This window comes from Halochromatium roseum, assembly GCF_016653315.1.
Classification (GTDB): Bacteria; Pseudomonadota; Gammaproteobacteria; order Chromatiales; family Chromatiaceae; genus Lamprobacter; species Lamprobacter roseus.
The window spans coordinates 285,071-301,375 of sequence record NZ_NHSH01000057.1; the positions used below are offsets into that span (position 1 = coordinate 285,071).

A 16,305-nucleotide genomic window follows, 5' to 3' on the forward strand; every position below is an offset into this window, starting at 1 on the left:
CGGGTTCGGTCGTTGACGGCCTTGCGCCGGTTTGGCCTGCTGCTTGGCCTACTGGCGCTCGCCGTGGTGGGCAATCATTACAACCTGTCGCTGTTCTTCGGCGTCCATATCATCTTTGGCTCGGTGGCCGTGTGGCTTGCCCTGGCCTGGCTGGGGTTGCCGGCGGCGCTGCTGGTGGCCGCCGCCTCTGGGCTCTACACCTATGTGCTCTGGGATCATCCCTACGCGATCCTGATCTTTTTCGCTGAGGCGTTAGCGGTCGGTGGCGTCGATCTGCTCATGCGACGCCGAGGCCGCGAGCCGCCGCCACTGCTCTGGCTGGTGAGTCTGTATTGGCTGTTAATCGGGGCGCCGCTGGTGGTGCTGTTCTACCGCTACGCGATCCAGATGCCGGTCACGCAGGTGGTGCTGATCGCGATCAAACAGCCTTTGAATGGCATCCTCAACGCGGCCATGGCGCAGCTGATCTTGCTCGGCATCGCGCTGGTCGGGCGCCGATCGCTTGCGTTGTCGTTGCGCCAGCTGCTGTTTAGCCTGTTGCTCACGGCGATGCTACTTCCGGTGATCGGCCTGATGACCTGGCAAAACCAGAATGCCCGTGCCAACATCGAGGCCGACCTGCGCGATCGGCTGCTTTGGTTCGCTGAACTCGCCAGGCGGGAACTGATGCACGAAGATCAAACCGCGGAGCAACTGACCGAGCTGCAGGAGATCCTCGCCGCTCGCCTCCCAGACCCGAAATCCCCAAACATCACCCTGTTGCCAGCGACGGCTCAACAGGCGGTGACGCTGGTGCCGTCGAAGGTCGAGGGGCTCTTACTGCGATTGCCCGAGCAGAGGTATCCCGCCCACATGGAGCGCTGGCGTGCGGCACGTTATCAGGTGGCGATCCCGATGTCGGCTGCGGCAACCGGCGACTGGCTCGCGATCGAGGTCAGTACGACCCTGGTGATCGATCAATTGCATGCGCGCATCGTGCGTTTGCTCGGCGCCTTGCTGACGGTGATCGCGTTCTCGGCGCTGTTCGCGGAGCGATTGAGTACCCTGCTAACGCGGCCGCTCGAGCGGTTGATCGAGACCGCCACGGCGATTCCGAATCGAATCACCGCCGCCCAATCGCTCGAGCCCATGAAGCCAGCACCGGTGCGCGAGATCGAACGCCTGGCGCGCGCCATCGAGCGGATGGGCAATCAACTCGCCGAGAGCTTCGTCAAGCTGCAGAAAGAACGCGATGCGCTGAAGCTCCAGCGCGAGCGCTACCAGCTGGTCATCGACAACCTTGAAGACCTGATCGTCCGCACCGATCGCGATGGCCGATTGGAATTCGTCAGCCCCTCCTACTGCAAACTGTTCGGCCACTGCGAGGAGGAGTTGCTCGGCCAAGACATCCTCTCGCCACGGCTGCCCAAGGAGCCGGAAGCCAAGCGGGCGATCATCGAGGCCTTGCGGCAGCCGCCTTATATGCATCTCTCCGAGCACTATGTCTCTACCAGACGGGGCTGGCGTTGGCTGCAGTGGGTCGACCGCGCCGTACTCGATCACAACGATGCCATCAGCAGCATCGTCTCGCTCGGCCGCGACATTACCGAGCGTAAGCTCGCCGAGCTGGATCTGATCCAACGCGAAGCCATCGAGCGCGAACTGCTGGAGATTGCCACTGCCTTTGTGCTGAAGCGGGACGAACAGCTCGCTGAACTCATCGATGAGGTGCTTGAGTGGGTTGGCCTCTTTACGCGTTCGGATCGCACCTATCTGTTTCAGCTCGAAGCGCGAGGTACACGCCTGAGCAACACCCATGAATGGTGTGGAGCGGGCATCGAGCCGATGATCAATCATCTGCAAGACCTGAATGCGGATGACTTTTCAGCGCTGATGCAACACATGTATTGCGGTGAGCCAGTGGTGGTGCCGCGCGTCGCTGACCTTGGCGAAGACTGGGCCGAAGAGCGCAAGATCCTCGAGTTTCAGGGCATCCAATCCGTGCTCCTGGTGCCGCTGATGGCGGGCGGGACGCTGTCTGGCTTCATTGGCTTCGACGCCGTGTTTGCGCCGCGCGACTGGCTTGCCACCGAGGTCCGGTTTTTGCAAGTCGTTGCCAATCTGATGGTTGGCGCCTTCGATCGCTCGCGCATCCATCAAGCCCTGGTCGAGAGTCAGGCCCGCTATGATCAGGTGGCACGCCAGAGCCGCAGTGTTGCTTGGGAGATCGATGCCAGCGGCCGCTATACCTATATCAGCCCGATCATCGAAGACCTGATCGGCTACCAGCCCGAGCAGCTGGTCGGCAAATACTATTTCTATGACCTGTTCCCAGCGGCCGAGCGCGAGCGCCTCAAGGCGGTGGGCATGGCTTACCTGGCGCGGGGCAGGCCCTGTCACGACTTGGTCAACGTGCTTCAGCATAGCGACGGCAGTCTGGTGTGGGTCAACACGAATGGGCTGCCGATAATTGATGAACAGGGCAAGCCGCAAGGTTACCGCGGTATCGATATCGACATCAGCGCGCGCCATCGCGCCGAGCAGCAACTGCGCGACAGCGAGGCGCGGCTGAGCGCGATCTTCAATCAGGCTCCCATCGGCATCGCCACCGCCGATCAGCAGGCTCGGATCACACTGGCCAATCAGGCGATGGGGGCCCTGGTCGCCGGCAAGCCGGAGACCTTGATCGGCGTTCAGCTCGAGACGCTGACGCATCCTGATGATCGCGCCCAAGAGCGTCAGCTCTACCAAGAGCTGATCAGCGGCCAGCGCTCGCGCTATCGCATCACCAAGCGCCTGCTGAGCACGGATGCCGAGGTGGTTTGGGTGGATATGCGGATGGTGTTGATACCGCAGGAGGAGGGTCAGCCGCCGCTGCCGCTGGCCATGTTCGAGGACATTACCGAGGTCCAGCTCGAGACCGAGCGGCGCAAACAGATCGAGCAGGATCTGGCCGAATACATGCGCCAGCTCGAGAAGCTGGTTGATCTCAGCAGCCGCTCCCTGGCCTTCGATGAGGAGGTTCCGGCCTTGCTGGCCTTGGGCTGCGATGGATTGCAGATGACAGGTGGCGAGCTTGGACAGATCAACGGCGACATCGACTATCTGTCACAGGCGCAGCATGTCGCCAAGGACGCTCAGGGGCTGCAGCCACCGACCATCGGCATCGACCGCGAGCTGTTGACCAAGAGTCGTACCGAGCCTGGCATCCCGCAGCTGATCAGTGCTGATCAGTTGCCAACCCACTACCACCAGGCGGGCTGGCAAAGCGCCCTCTTGCTCGCCCTGCCCTGGAGCACGCCCGATGGTCAAGACGAGACGCTCGCGCTCAGCTTCTGGTCGCAACAACCGATCTCGATCCTGTCCAGCCTCGATCGGGAGCTGATTCGGCTGATCGGTCAACGCCTGGTGGCACTGCTGTTCAAGGAGCATGTGCAACAGGTCATGATCATCGCCAAGGAGCGGGAGACCATCGGTCACCTGGCGAGCGGCATCGCACACGACTTCAACAATCTGCTAGGCGTCATCGATGGCAACCTACGCTACCTGCAGTCCTCGCTCGATCAACTGCCGCGGCATCCGGAGATCAATGAATTCAGCGAGATCATCGATGAGACCCTGAGCGCCCTGGGGCATGCCACGGTGATCACCTCCGGCATGCTCTCGCTCAGCCGTGCCGGGGGCATTCGCATCACGCCCACGCTGCTCGAACCAGCGATCAATGAGCTCACCCGCATCCTCGAGCAGGTGCTGCCCGCGCGCATCAAGCTGGTGCTCTCGATTGAACCCGGCATCAGCGCCGTGACCAATGCCGCCTTCCTGCAGTCAGCGCTTCTCAACCTGGCGCTCAATGCCCGCGATGCGATGCCAGACGAGGGCCAACTGAGCATTCGGGCGCGGACGCGCGCCTGGCGTGGTGATCAGCCCCTAGCCGCTGGTCAGCTGCCGCCCGGCGACTACGTCGAGTTGCGCGTTGCCGATACCGGCTGCGGCATGACCAACGCGACGCTGCGGCGGCTGTTTGAGCCCCTGTTCTCGACCAAGGCCAAACAACGCGGCCATGGCCTCGGCATGTTCATGGTGCAGGAATTCGTGCTCCGCTCGGGCGCCGGTCTGGCGGTGGAGTCAACACCAGGGCAAGGATCAGTCTTTCGACTGCTCTTGCCATCCGCGCAGCCAGCCGAGGACGAGCCAGCGGCACGGCCACAAACAGCGATAGCGGGTCAGCCCGAGCCGGAGCTGGAGCTGGATCTGGAGTCTGCGCCCAATTTGGATCTAGCGCGCGAGCCCGAGCGAGCGCGAGAGCAGATGCCCCAGCAAGCGCAAGAGCCTCGGCTAAAACCTCAGCCAGAGCCCCCGTCAGAGCCTCTATCAGAGCCTGGACAGGTTCTGGAGCAGGTACCCGGGCAAGTACCGAGTCAGGTATCGGAGCAGGAACAGGCGCCGGAAGACAATGGGCAGATGCGGGTGTTGGTGGTCGATGACGACCCCAGAGTACGCGAGACCGTTTGCCGGTTGCTGCGCAGCATCGGCGTCATTGCCGAAGACGCCGAAGACGCCGCGGCCTGCCTCCAGCGACTCAACCTGAAGCCTGGATTCGACCTCGTCCTGACCGATCTTGCGATGCCGAAGATGGACGGCGCCGAGCTCTATGCGGCGATTGTCGCGCGTGATCCCGAGCAACAGGTCATCCTGATGAGCGGACAGGACGCAGCCCAGTTTGGCGTCGATCAACTCACGCCCAAACCCCTGGTGCTACGCAAGCCCATCGTCCTTGATCAGCTCCGCCAGGCGCTCCATGGAACATCCTTGGCCTGATCAACGCTCAATGATTTCGGAAGACTCCAGATCCAGAACACTACCTGACTCTTTACAACGGCTGCAGGCTTGTCAAGCACCCAGAAGCGGCTAAGATAGCCACATTAGCTAACCCACGAGAGCCTGTCATGATCACTGTTACATCTGTTGAGGCACAGAGACAGATCCAGACCTCGGAGTCCAGACCTCGGAGATAACAGCTGGCAAAAACATCGCCTCATTGCGGGCCTTGCCCTTGGTCGCTGAACCTTGGGCCGAACAGCGGGATCAACAGGGCGGCGCATCCAAGGAGAAGCGTCGTGCCGAGCAAGAACAGGTGCAGATTCACGGCCCCGGCAAGTGCTTCAGCTGGCGCAACACCGAGCGGCACCATCGCCGCCACCGCCGCAAACTCAAACGAGCCACTGCCAGCAATCCCATGCAACGGCAGTACCGTCGATAACTCCGCCCCCATCACCCCCAGCAACACCTGCCAGAGCGCGGCCGGCACGAAATGGCCTAGGATCAACGCAAAGCCTAGGAACTTCAGGCTCCAGGATAACGCCGTCCAGAGATAGAGCCAGAGCACCCGCGGTGCATCCCGGGGCGCCGAGCGAGCGACCAGATCCAGCAAGCCGCGGAGACGAGACTCGCCCCCCGCAGCCGCGAGCGGTAAACGCGCGACCCACCAGAACAGCGGTAACACAACCAGCCAACCCAAAACCAGCAACAGCCACCAACCACTAGGCGCTCGCATCCAAAGCACAACAAGACCGATTAGCCCAAGAAAGTGCAGGTCAAGCAACCGAATCCAGACCAGCGACGCCCCAGCCGACAAAAACCCCTCGCCGAAATAGCGCTGCATCAGCCAAGGAAACACCAGCTCCCCAGCCCGCATCGGCAGCAGATTATTCGCCGTGTTATGCAGCACCGAGAGCCGCAACACCGCCAGAAAATCCCCCGGTCCCGCCAGCAACTCCGAGAAATAGGCCCGCACCCGGACCGCCCGCAGCAGATAGCTCATCGCCGTCAACACAAACGCCCCAACCAGCACCGATAACGGCAAGGTCGCCCAAGGCGCCAAGACGATCGACCAGCCGAGCGTGGCCTCGACCACAACCAGCACCAAGGCCAGCAGCACAGTACCGAGAAGCCAATCCCGAGGCCGCCCAAGCCCTGGCATCCTAACACTCATCGACGCTGACGCCGCCGCACCGGATAGATCGGCTCCGCCCCCTCAGGCCGCGTCTTAAACCGCCGATGCACCCAAAAATACTGCGCTGGCATGGTCCGCAGCCGCGCTTCGATCACCTGATTCATCCGCGCCGTATCCACCTCGGCATCACCACTGGGAAAATCCGCGATCGGCGGATCGAAACAGAGCTCCAACCCCTCGCCGCGCGGCAAAAACCGAGCAAAGGTCGGTATCACCACCGCCCCCGCCAACCGCGCAATCCGACCCAAGGTCGGCACTGTCGCCGCCGGCACACCGCAGAAAGAAACAAACACCCCGCGCCGCCGACCCGGGTCCTGATCCGGCAGATAGAAAAACGGCACCCCCGACTTCAGCGTCCGGATCAGCCCGCGCAAATCATCCTGGCGTTCGACCGGAATCGCCCCAAAGCGGGTGCGCGCATGCCGCACCTGCGCATCGATCACCGGATCACGGATGCGCTGGTACATGTATATGCCAGAATGCACCAAGGCCGTGAAGGCAGTGCCGCCCAGCTCTAGGCCGACGAAATGCGGCACCAGCACGATCACCGGCCGCCCCGCCTCGAGATAGGTATCGATCCGCTCGCGATGACGCAACCGCACGATCCGCGCAAGACGCCGCGGCGATGCCGACCAGCTCAGTCCTTGACAGACCGCGGCCAGGCCCAACCAGCCGAAATGCTCGCGCACCAACTGCTCGCGCTCCCATGGCTCGAGCTCAGGCAGACAGATCGATAGATTGATGCGCGCGACCCGACGTCGGTCCCACGCGAGCTGGTAGCCGATCCAGCCCAGCCCTTGCCCCAATCGGGCCTGGAGTCGGAACGGCAACAACGCGAGCAACTTGAACAGGCCAACCAAGGCCCAGCTCGGCCAGTGACCTGGAGTCCAAAGCCGCTCCGTCATGGACGTTGACTGACTGGCATCGAGTACAGGGAGTGTTCAGTTCTCGAACTTGTAGAAGAGATCGAATCCCTGCGCATCCCCGGTCTCACTTTGTAACTGGATGCGCTTGGTCAGGTCGTAGCGCATCTTGATGCTGTCCGACTGCTCGCCGAGGCTGGTGTCGTACTCCATGTAGAGCTTCGGGGCGATATAGGTACCGACCGACACCGAGCGGTCGTCTGTTCTGCCGCCGCGCTTCGGGGGAATGCCAGTGACGAGATAACTGGTGATCTCGGATTGCGACATGTTCGGATCGGACTCCGAGAAGAAGGCGAGCTTCGGATTGCGCAGCGTGCCCAGCACGCGAACACCAGCGGTGATATCGCCACCCTGACGCTGGGCATTGAGGATGATGCCGGGATTATCCAACGGGGTATTGGCGAACAACACGATGCCTTTCTCGATGACCAGCGGTTCGCCCACCGAGGTCAAGATCCCAAGCCCGGGCAGCGAGACCCGATAGCTGCCATCGATCACCTGCAACTCACCACTGCCGAGCAACTGCTTGCCCGGTTGTTGGGTGACCCGCAACTGCCCTTGCAACAGACCGCGGAGTCCGAACGCCTCCACCAGGACCTGGTCGCCGAGCTTGGCCAGAACGTCGATACTGATCGGTAATCCGGTCTCCTGAGTCGTTTCCTCCAGCACCACATCCGGCGACGGCTGCACCGCACCGGCTGGAATCGTGCGTGGCATGATGTTCGCCGTCGGCACGCTCAGCTCGCCGCGCAGGGCGCCGCCGCCGAGGCCGAATCCGGCATCCATGTCTAACGACACGATGGCCATGTACTCCTTGGTGTTCGCAACCTTGAGCTGGTCGCCCTTGAGCTTCACGGCGAGGTTTGGCTCCGGCGACCCGATGCCCGTTGCGTTGCCTTCGATGCTCAACTGGCCGCCACCCACCAAGGCACCACCGCTGAGCCGCATCGCATCCGCGCTCTCGCTTTGCAGCGTCAGATTGAGGTCAGCCATCTCGAGGCCGATCGAGGGCACATTGAGCGCCAGATCGCGGACCGCGAGGTTGCCCTGAATCGCCGGCTGAGTGAGCCGGCCGCCGAGCCGGAGATCGCCGTCGATCCGGCCTGCGGTATCGCTGACGTCTGGAGCAAGCTTGGCGAAGCGATCCAAGCTGTCGACATCGATGCGGATACGCCCGGTCAGTGGCTGGCTGTCGACACGGCTGAGCCGGAAGCCCGGCAGCCCGACCTCAGCATTGATCTGCCCGGCGTTCTCGACCGGGAGCGCGAAGCTGGCATCGATGCCATTCGCACCCGCGCGGACATCGAGTCGGGTGCCCGTGAACACCAAGGTCTCGCTGGCCCGCGGCAGCACGATCTCGACGCCACCTTCTGGCACGCGCAACTCGGCAGTCCCGGTGAGCAGATCGCCTTGGCCTTGGAAGTCAGCCTTCGCGGTCAGGTAGCCGGTCAGCGAAGCGGTATCCGGGGTGACGGCATCCAGCAGATCGAAGCCGAGTCGCTGTAGATCGAGCGAGACCGAGAAGCGACCGGCTTCAGGCTGCTTAAACGCCAGGCAGCCCTTGGTCGAGCCAGCATTACCGATGCAGACTGGGCCGGCCTCGACCGTGCCTGCGGCGACACTGAAGGGTGCGGCCTGCTGCAGCGCCCAATCGTCATCGTCTTGCGTCAGCAGCGACAGCCGGGTCAGCCTGCCGCGATAGGCACCAGCCTCCCCAAGACCAGCATCAAGCGTCAGCCCAAGGCTGAGCGGCTCGCTCTTTAGCTCAGCGCTCAGCTGGTGGGCCTGGGTGCGGCCCTGACCTCGCACCTGCAGCACCTCGAAGCGCTGCGGTCCAACGATCAGGTTGCTGCCATCGATGTTGAGCTGCAGCGCACTGTCCGGCGCCAGCCCCAGCTCGACCTTGGCGTCAACGCGCTCGATCCCCTGTCCACTCATTTCGATATCGCGACCGTTGAGAGCAAGACTGATCTTAGGAGCCTCAAGACTGCCGGCGACCTTGCCCTCAGCCTTGAGACTGCCGCTGAGTTCCGGCAACAGCGCGACGAGACTGGGTGAATTGAAGGCGTAGCGCAGATCGAGCTGCTCCTCGACACGGCCGTTGACGCTGAGCCGGGTATCGCCGGAGCTGGCTTCGAGCGTGCGAACCATGACGGCCTTGTCCTGCATCGCCACATCCGCTCGCAGGGCCACCGGATAGCCGCGCAGTTGACCGCCAAAATCGCTCACACTGGCACTCATGTCGATGCCAGTCTCGGCCATCGAGCCCTGGCTCTGCAGTCGACCACCGAGGCGACCCGGCCAATCAACGAGGGCCTGGCCAGGGTCGAGATCAGCCAGGGTGAGCGCTGCATTCCAGCCGATTGCCGGCGCCCATCTGAACTCGCCGCTGCCATCGATACGCCCGCCGATGACCTCGATGGCGAGCCTCTCGAGCATCGCTGAGGTGGAGGTCCCAACACCCGCCAGATCGATGCGGGTGGGCGGATAATCGGCAAGCGCCGCATCGCCTTTGAGGCTGAAGTCGAAACCCTTTTCGAGCCCACCGGCGGTCTTGGCGATGAGCCCGACACGGCCATCGAGCCCTGGATATTGACTGCCAGGGTTGAGATCACGCGCCTCGAGACTGAATTGCCAGTGCATCGCTGGCGACCAAGTCGCTTCACCGTTGCCGTTGATCACGCCACCCAAGGTCTCGATGCTGAACTCCCGAATCAGCGCATCGGTCGTGCTGCCGGTGCCCGTCAGATTGACCAGGGCATCGGGATAGGCGCTCAACGCCGTATCGAGGCTCAGATTGTAGCTAAAGCCCTCCTTGAGACCGCCGCGGGTATCGGCTTTGAGGCCGATGCGACCATCCAGGTCCGGCCACTGCTGACCTGGGTCGAGATCTTTTGCGGTCAGCGCCAGATCCCAAGCCAGCTCCGGAGACCAGCCAAGCTGCCCCTTGCCGCTGATCAGACCACTCAGCGTCTTGAGCGTCAGCTCGAGCAGATCGGTGCTCGTCTGATTGCCAGTGCCGACCAAGGCCAGGTCGGTCTCGGGGATCTGTGGCCCGAAGGCCTGTAAATTAACCCGATACTCATAGTTGTCGAGCCCACCCTCAGCCGCCACGACGCCTTGAGGTGACTGCGCAATGGGCTCGCCCGCCAAAGGCCAGCGCAGCCGTTCCCACAGCGCTTCGAGCTTGAACGTCGGCACGTTCGGGCTGGTATCCAAGCGGCCCGTGACATCGACACGGGCGCCGAGACCTGCGTCGCCTGACGAGGCCTGTCCCGCCTGGGTCGAGTCCGCCGCTGTGTTGGTGGTGGGCGACTCGGTCAGTTGCAGCCGGTTGATGGTCAACACCTGCGAGGCCCATGCGAGATCGAGATCGGCCGCCAGGTGCCCCATCTCGATGACCTCCGGGGCAGCGCCGCTGAGGCTGCCGGTCACCGAGGCTTGCTCGAGATCGCCTTGCGTCTTTAGCTGCGCCTGCAGATTGATGGGCGGTGCCTCGGCGACGAGCTGCGGCAGGTCGACCGCCTTGAGATCGATCTCGGCTTGCCAGCTCGGCGCCTTCAGCACCTGCTTGACCTGCGCCTGTAAGCTCGCGGTGACCGAGCCGCTGATGCGATGCGAGATCAGCAACGCATCCAGGTCACCCGTGATCTGACCTTCACCGGCGATTGACAATGCCGGTGCCTGTTGGAAACGCCAATCGAGGCTGAAGCTGATTGGATAAGCGCCATCAAGCTGTACTTGGCCCGTTGCACGGGCGTGCGCCACAGGTTGTGACAGCTCGGCTGTCAGCGTTCTGAGATCAACGGTATCGCCAGTCGCGGTGGCTGAGAGCTCCGCGCGTGTCAGCTCGATGGCCGACTCGGCCGTCGAACCGGCCTGCCGGTAGCTGAGCCGCTCAATCAACAGCTGGTCGATGTCGACACCGATCGGCAGCCGAACCGAAGGCAGCTCGAACGGCTCACTTGGCTTGTCCTCGGCGGCCGGCTCAGTCACCAGGCTAATATCGCTGCCCTTCAGCTGCTGAACCCGCAGCGTACCCGTAAATAAGGCACCCGGACTCCAGTCCAGCAGCAAGGCGTCAACCGACGCTTGCAGCCCGGGTAGGTTTAAGGCGAAGCCTTCGAGTTCTAGCCGGCCGAGCACCCGCCCTTCGACGCGCTCGACCTTCAGCAATCCCGGCATCAGATCGTCGGTCACGGCGAACAGCGTGCGCAGACCGGTCTGCGTGCCAAACACAAAGACCAGCAGCAGCACGACAAGGGTCAGCGTGACAACGATCAGGCTCCCGATCCAGCGCAGCGGCCGAAATCGTCGGCGGTTAGCTTGGTTTGATTGCTCAGGTTTCGAACCGGCTGGCGCGGTGCCAGGCTCGGCGCCAGCTTGGGCTTTGGTTTGAGCGCCAGCTTGAATGCTGGCTTGAGCCTCAGCGTGGCCGCCAGCCAGGTCGCTAGCTTCGCTCGCCAAGGCGCTGGGATCTGGGGCTGTCTCGGTCCCGCTCACAGATCAGGCCCTATGGCGAAGTGCAGGCGGAAGCCGGCCGGATCTTTGGTCAGGGCGTAGGCCAGATCCAACCGAACGGGGCCGATTGGCGTACTGTAGCGGATGCCGACGCCCAGGCTCTGCTGCCATGTCTGCTGATAATCAGGATCGAATGCGTTGCCAAAATCGGTAAACACCGCGCCACCCCAGTTGCCGACGATCTGATGCTCGAGCTCGAGACTGCCAACGGCCAAGAACCGCCCGCCGACGGTTTCGTTGTCGAGCGGGTCGTCGGGGCCAAGCACATCAAAGCCCCAACCGCGAATGCTGTTGTCACCGCCGGCAAAGAAGCGCTGACTCGCGGGAACGTCATCAACGCTAGCCGCCCAGATGGCGCCGAGGTTGGTCCGACCGATGAATCGCATGCGCTCGCCCAGTGATTTGATCAGCTTGTAATTGAGCTGCCCGCTCAGCCAGTTGCTGGTCGAGAGCAGATCCTCAGAGGTGCCCTGTAGATAGTAGTTGATCTTGTAGCCGTTGCGCGTGTTGATCGGATCATCAGTAACTACCTTAGACCAGGAGAGATGCGGAACCAAACCGTTGAAGGTGCCGTCATCTTCACTCGCCACCGAAAAATCCTCGTAGCGATAATCAACGCCCATGATGCGCCGCCAGCCATGCTTAGTGCGTACCGACTGCGCCACGCTGAGTTTGAACAGGTCGCCCTGTCGGCTATCGGTGTCAAAGGCGTAGAACTCGGGACGGATCAGGAGATAGTCCTGGACCGGATTGCGAATCGGTACCCGGTATTCCGCGGCCAGGGATTGCTCGATCTGAGAGATCTCGATCTCGGCCTTCAGATTGTGGCCCCGGCGCCCGATGTAGCGGCGCCGATAATCGAGACTGAAGCGTGGACCAACATCAGTGCCATAGCCAACCCCAACGCGATAAACATTGGCCTTGTTGCGGGTCGCGATCACATCGATCGGCACCCGGCGATCAGGCCCAGCCTGCCCTTGCAGAGGCTGGATCTGGACGTCGTTGAAGTATTCGGTGCTGATCAAGCGACCTTGCAGCTCTAGCAGCAGCTCCGGGTTATAGATCACACCCGGTTTGAAATCGACGAACTTGGCGAGAAACGCATCGTCGAGCAGGTCTTGCTTGAAGCGGACCTTGCCGAGATAGAACTGTTCGCCAGTGTCGAGATGGAACTCGATGATCGCCTCATAGGCCACGGGGTCGATCAGCACCAGGTGTCGCGCTAGGTTGGCGTCGATGTAGCCTTCTTCGGACGCGATATTGACGATGCTGCTCTTGGCCTTTTCATAGTCGGCGTGGATCAGCGGATCACCGATCTGCATCGGAAACTGCTTCGGAAAGCGCGGATTGTCAGCGCCGGCGCCTGTGATCTGATAATCGATGCGGCCAATCTTAACGGGATCACCTGGGTCGACCTCGAAGGAGGCAATCCAGGCCCCGCTATCGGCGGTAGGCTCGGTCAGACTGGATGCGATCTCAACCCGATAGAGGCCAAAAGGCGCGAGGGCCTCACGGATCTGTTCCGGTGCGCGCCGATAGAGTGCCCGCAGGCGCGGCACCGACATCTCTTTGTCGCCCCGTTCTTGATAGAGCCCGAGCAGCGCCTGGACATTGGCTTGGTAGCGACCTTCAAGCCCACTGAGCTTGACCTCGAGGCTCAGGGCCTGAGCCTCGTCTGGCAGCAGGATGAACAGCACGGCCAAGCCGAGCCAAACCCCAGCCAGCCATCGCTGGCGTTTGAGGAGCGTCAGGAGCGCTGGGGTTGAATCTTGATGTCCAAATTGAGACATCCGCTTGGCAGCATCCAAAAAGTGCAAAGATGCGACATATTATGGCACAGAAGTAACACTATGACGCCAAACCACTGCGCGTGTCTCTCGCCTGGTCTCGGTGTCGCCCGCTGGGGGATCAAGGATCATCAACGCGGGAACGGACGACGGCCCGCTGTGTCAGCCAATCTCGGCAGCCATATAGCGTGCGGCCCCATAAAGCGGCGTCAATGGATCAAGAATCACCTGTACCGGAATCTGCTCCATTAGGCTGCGCATCCGGCCCTTGTCCCGAAAACCTTCGGCAAAACCGGGACCTTGTAGGAGTGCGAGATTCTTCGGCGCAATCCCTCCACCAAGATAGACCCCGCCCAGGGCCATGTGCTTGAGCGCGGTGTTGCCGGCCTCTCGCCCGTAGAGCACCGCGAACAGCTCCATCGCCTCTTGGCTGATGGCGTGGCCATTGTTGGCTGCCTCGGCCACGGCAGCTGCGATATCGCCATCGCTGCGCAGCGCTTCGGCGACTGCGGGTGGATGCACCGCCTTATGCCACTGCGCTAGGAACGCATAAATATTTCCGATGCCTATGCCCGAGACCACGCGCTCCCAGCTCACGCGCCCGACCTTCTTCTGCAGATAGTTCAAGAGCGCGAATTCGCGATCATCGGTGGGTGCGAAGTCGGTGTGTCCACCTTCGGTTGGGAAGGCGTGATGCTTGGTGCCGTCCCAAAACAGGCCAGCCTCACCCAGCCCGGTCCCGGCAGCGACGACGCAGGCATTTCCCACGGCACCACTCGCCCCCGGCTGCAGCACCGCCAGCTCGTTGCGGGTGAGCGCCGGCACGCCCCAGGCCACGGCCTCAAGGTCGTTGAGCAGGCCAACGCGCTTGAATCCCAGGTTTTTCTGCAGCTCGGCCGCATCGATCTGCCACGGTAGATTGGTGGTCTTGCTGCGTCCGCTGACGACCGGTCCAGCAACAGCAAAGGCCGCCATCTCACACTGGCAGCCAGTCTCGTCGAAGAAGGTGGTGACGATCTCGCCGAGTGATACCGATTTTCGGCTCGGGTAGCGGCGATGCAGATCGAGACTGACTGTATCCCCCTGAACCTCGGCAATCCCGAGACCCGTCTTGGTGCCGCCGATATCGCCGACCAAAACACGCATGATGTGCTCTCCAGACTGAGACGATCGCCCGCGCAACCAAGCGGCGGGCGATATCCGATGATGATAGCAGCGCGACCCGCGATGCGTGGCAAGCGTTGCATTGAATACTTGACCCAGGCAAGGCGACATCGCCCATGCCAGGTGAAATGACCCAAACCAGGCGACATGCGATCGGCTCAGAACGTCCCTGGGCGCGCGCTGACGAAACGAAACGGGGCCGCAAGCAATCGATCTGGATAATGCAAGAGGACGCGCGCCTCCCAGGTCATACGGTCACGAACACAGACAGGCAACATGCCCTGACCAGCCCAGGCCCCGGCCTCAGCGTCGAAGCTCAATGCGGCCCGGTTGAAGCCCATCGCCATATCGACACCCGCGAAGTCGACCTCGACGCGCTGCGGCGACGGCACATCCTCGAGCCTCACGCGCAGCTCGAGCGGATGCACGGCGGGGATGCCGCGGGGCTGGATATCCAAGGTGACCTCGGCGCCGGCCGAAAACCGAACCGAGCAGGGCTGGCTCAATAGGTTGCAGCCCGGATTCAAGGGCGCTCGCTCGCTGATGTCGGGATGAAGCAAAGGCCAGGATTTGACCCACACCACCGCGACAATGGCAGCGCCAAGGGCGGCAGCAATCACCCACAGCAACGTCGTTTTGCTAACGCGTTTGCCAATGCGAGCGCAATCCTGGTTGCCGGCATGTGCATCCGACCCGCTGCTCATCATGTCGCCTGTGGTCTCGGGCAAAGGGCTAAGATACCGCGGCGCCGATGCATCAGGTAAACAGGGTCAGCACACCGGTATAGCCATATAGACGATTCTGCGATAACTCACCATTGGCAAAGAAGCCAACCAGGGGAAAGTCACCCAACTCATCGCGGATCTGCTTCAGTTCTTCCGAGTCTTCGCCGAACAGGTTGGCGCCGCGTCCAAGGCAGGACACATAGACGCCACCGCGCGGCGGCGCATTCAAACGCGCCTTTAGATTCCCCAGCATGCGCGTTAGATCTTCGCGAGCAGTATTCGCGTCGCGTCGGCAGAACATCAACGCTTGGCCCTTTTCGACCAAGTCGCCGATGCCGACCAGCCGCTTCTCTAGGTCGACACCAATCAGATTCCGCACCAGATAATCGGCTGTGTCTGAACCCTTGATCGGCAGGCCGACAAAGATATAGCCGCCGACCCGCGCGATATCCCGCGCTAAGACCTCGCCGATGTCCTCTTTGAATACATCCAAGGCCGGGCGACCATCAAGCTGCACGATCACATTGCGCTGGCATTCGGTAATTTGGCGGTGCGGCCCGATCGGCGAGCAGCCCTGCGAGAGCGCGGTTTGGATGCCGGCTGCCTCGGTGAACATCACCCCGCTGAGCCCGCCCTCCGTCGGCTCGTCGGCGATGACCCGGGCATTGTGCTGACTACTGGCTAGGCCGCCGACCAAGAATCCACTGACGGTGCGCTCGGCTAGCTGGCGGATCAAGCTCTCAGTCAGCGGATTGCTCGGATCACCATGGACCAATCCCATGAACGGTTGGGCGCTACCAAGCCAAGCGCGTTGGGCGGCATCAAAGGACTCCAGATCTTTGACGATCGGCGGAAATACCCGAAACGCGTCTTCGGGCAGATCGGCCACCATTGCGGCAATGGCCGGTCGCTCGTAATACTCGATCCCGGTTGCGCAGATACCGATCCCAACCGCGCCAACCCAGTGCTCGACATCGGTAGCCTCACGCAGTGCATCGAGGATCTCCTCGAGATGCGCGTTGATCGCGTCGGTGACGTAGAGGAAACCGAGCCGACCCCGGACTGAGCCAAGACCGGCAATGACGCGCTCGAGCGCTAGAGTCCAGTCGTCGTCGGCGGCGTGGGCGTATGGAAATGAGTGCATAGTTGCGCTGCGCGTTAATGAGGTAGGTGTGGGCGGTGTGACGACAGGC

Annotated in this window: 8 protein-coding genes; 1 reads left to right on the forward strand and 7 read right to left on the reverse strand. The window is 62.2% G+C overall.

Annotated features, from left to right (window positions below; translation table 11 throughout):
• The first annotated feature begins 12 nt into the window (after positions 1-12).
• A complete protein-coding gene (locus tag CCR96_RS12770) occupies positions 13-4,797 on the forward strand; it encodes a PAS domain S-box protein (protein WP_201220492.1) in 4,785 nt (1,594 codons plus the stop codon).
• 217 nt (positions 4,798-5,014) lie between these two features.
• Here the strand turns inward: CCR96_RS12770 and CCR96_RS12775 are convergent, their stop codons facing one another.
• The 7 genes from CCR96_RS12775 to CCR96_RS12805 all read right to left on the reverse strand — a co-directional run bounded on the left by CCR96_RS12775 (position 5,015) and on the right by CCR96_RS12805 (position 16,256).
• On the reverse strand, positions 5,015-5,959 hold the full coding sequence (locus CCR96_RS12775) for a lysylphosphatidylglycerol synthase transmembrane domain-containing protein (protein ID WP_242519007.1): 945 nt from the start codon (positions 5,957-5,959) through the stop codon (positions 5,015-5,017).
• 8 nt (positions 5,960-5,967) lie between these two features.
• Entirely contained in the window at positions 5,968-6,897 is a 930-nt protein-coding gene (locus CCR96_RS12780; protein WP_201220494.1) for a lysophospholipid acyltransferase family protein, read from the reverse strand.
• A 36-nt stretch (positions 6,898-6,933) separates the two neighbouring features.
• On the reverse strand, positions 6,934-11,382 hold the full coding sequence (locus tag CCR96_RS12785; RefSeq protein WP_201220495.1) for a translocation/assembly module TamB domain-containing protein: 4,449 nt from the start codon (positions 11,380-11,382) through the stop codon (positions 6,934-6,936).
• Positions 11,383-11,414: 32 nt separating this feature from the next.
• Positions 11,415-13,226: an autotransporter assembly complex protein TamA gene (locus CCR96_RS12790; protein WP_201220496.1), complete on the reverse strand. Its 1,812-nt coding sequence runs from the start codon at positions 13,224-13,226 to the stop codon at positions 11,415-11,417.
• Positions 13,227-13,385: 159 nt separating this feature from the next.
• Positions 13,386-14,369, reverse strand: coding sequence for a glucokinase (glk, locus tag CCR96_RS12795; RefSeq protein WP_201220497.1), 984 nt, complete (start codon positions 14,367-14,369; stop codon positions 13,386-13,388).
• A gap of 176 nt (positions 14,370-14,545) precedes the next feature.
• Positions 14,546-15,091, reverse strand: coding sequence for a hypothetical protein (locus CCR96_RS12800; RefSeq protein WP_242519008.1), 546 nt, complete (start codon positions 15,089-15,091; stop codon positions 14,546-14,548).
• 52 nt (positions 15,092-15,143) lie between these two features.
• Positions 15,144-16,256 (reverse strand): FIST signal transduction protein, encoded by a 1,113-nt coding sequence (locus CCR96_RS12805; protein ID WP_201220498.1) that lies wholly within the window; start codon positions 16,254-16,256, stop codon positions 15,144-15,146.
• Positions 16,257-16,305: the final 49 nt, after the last annotated feature.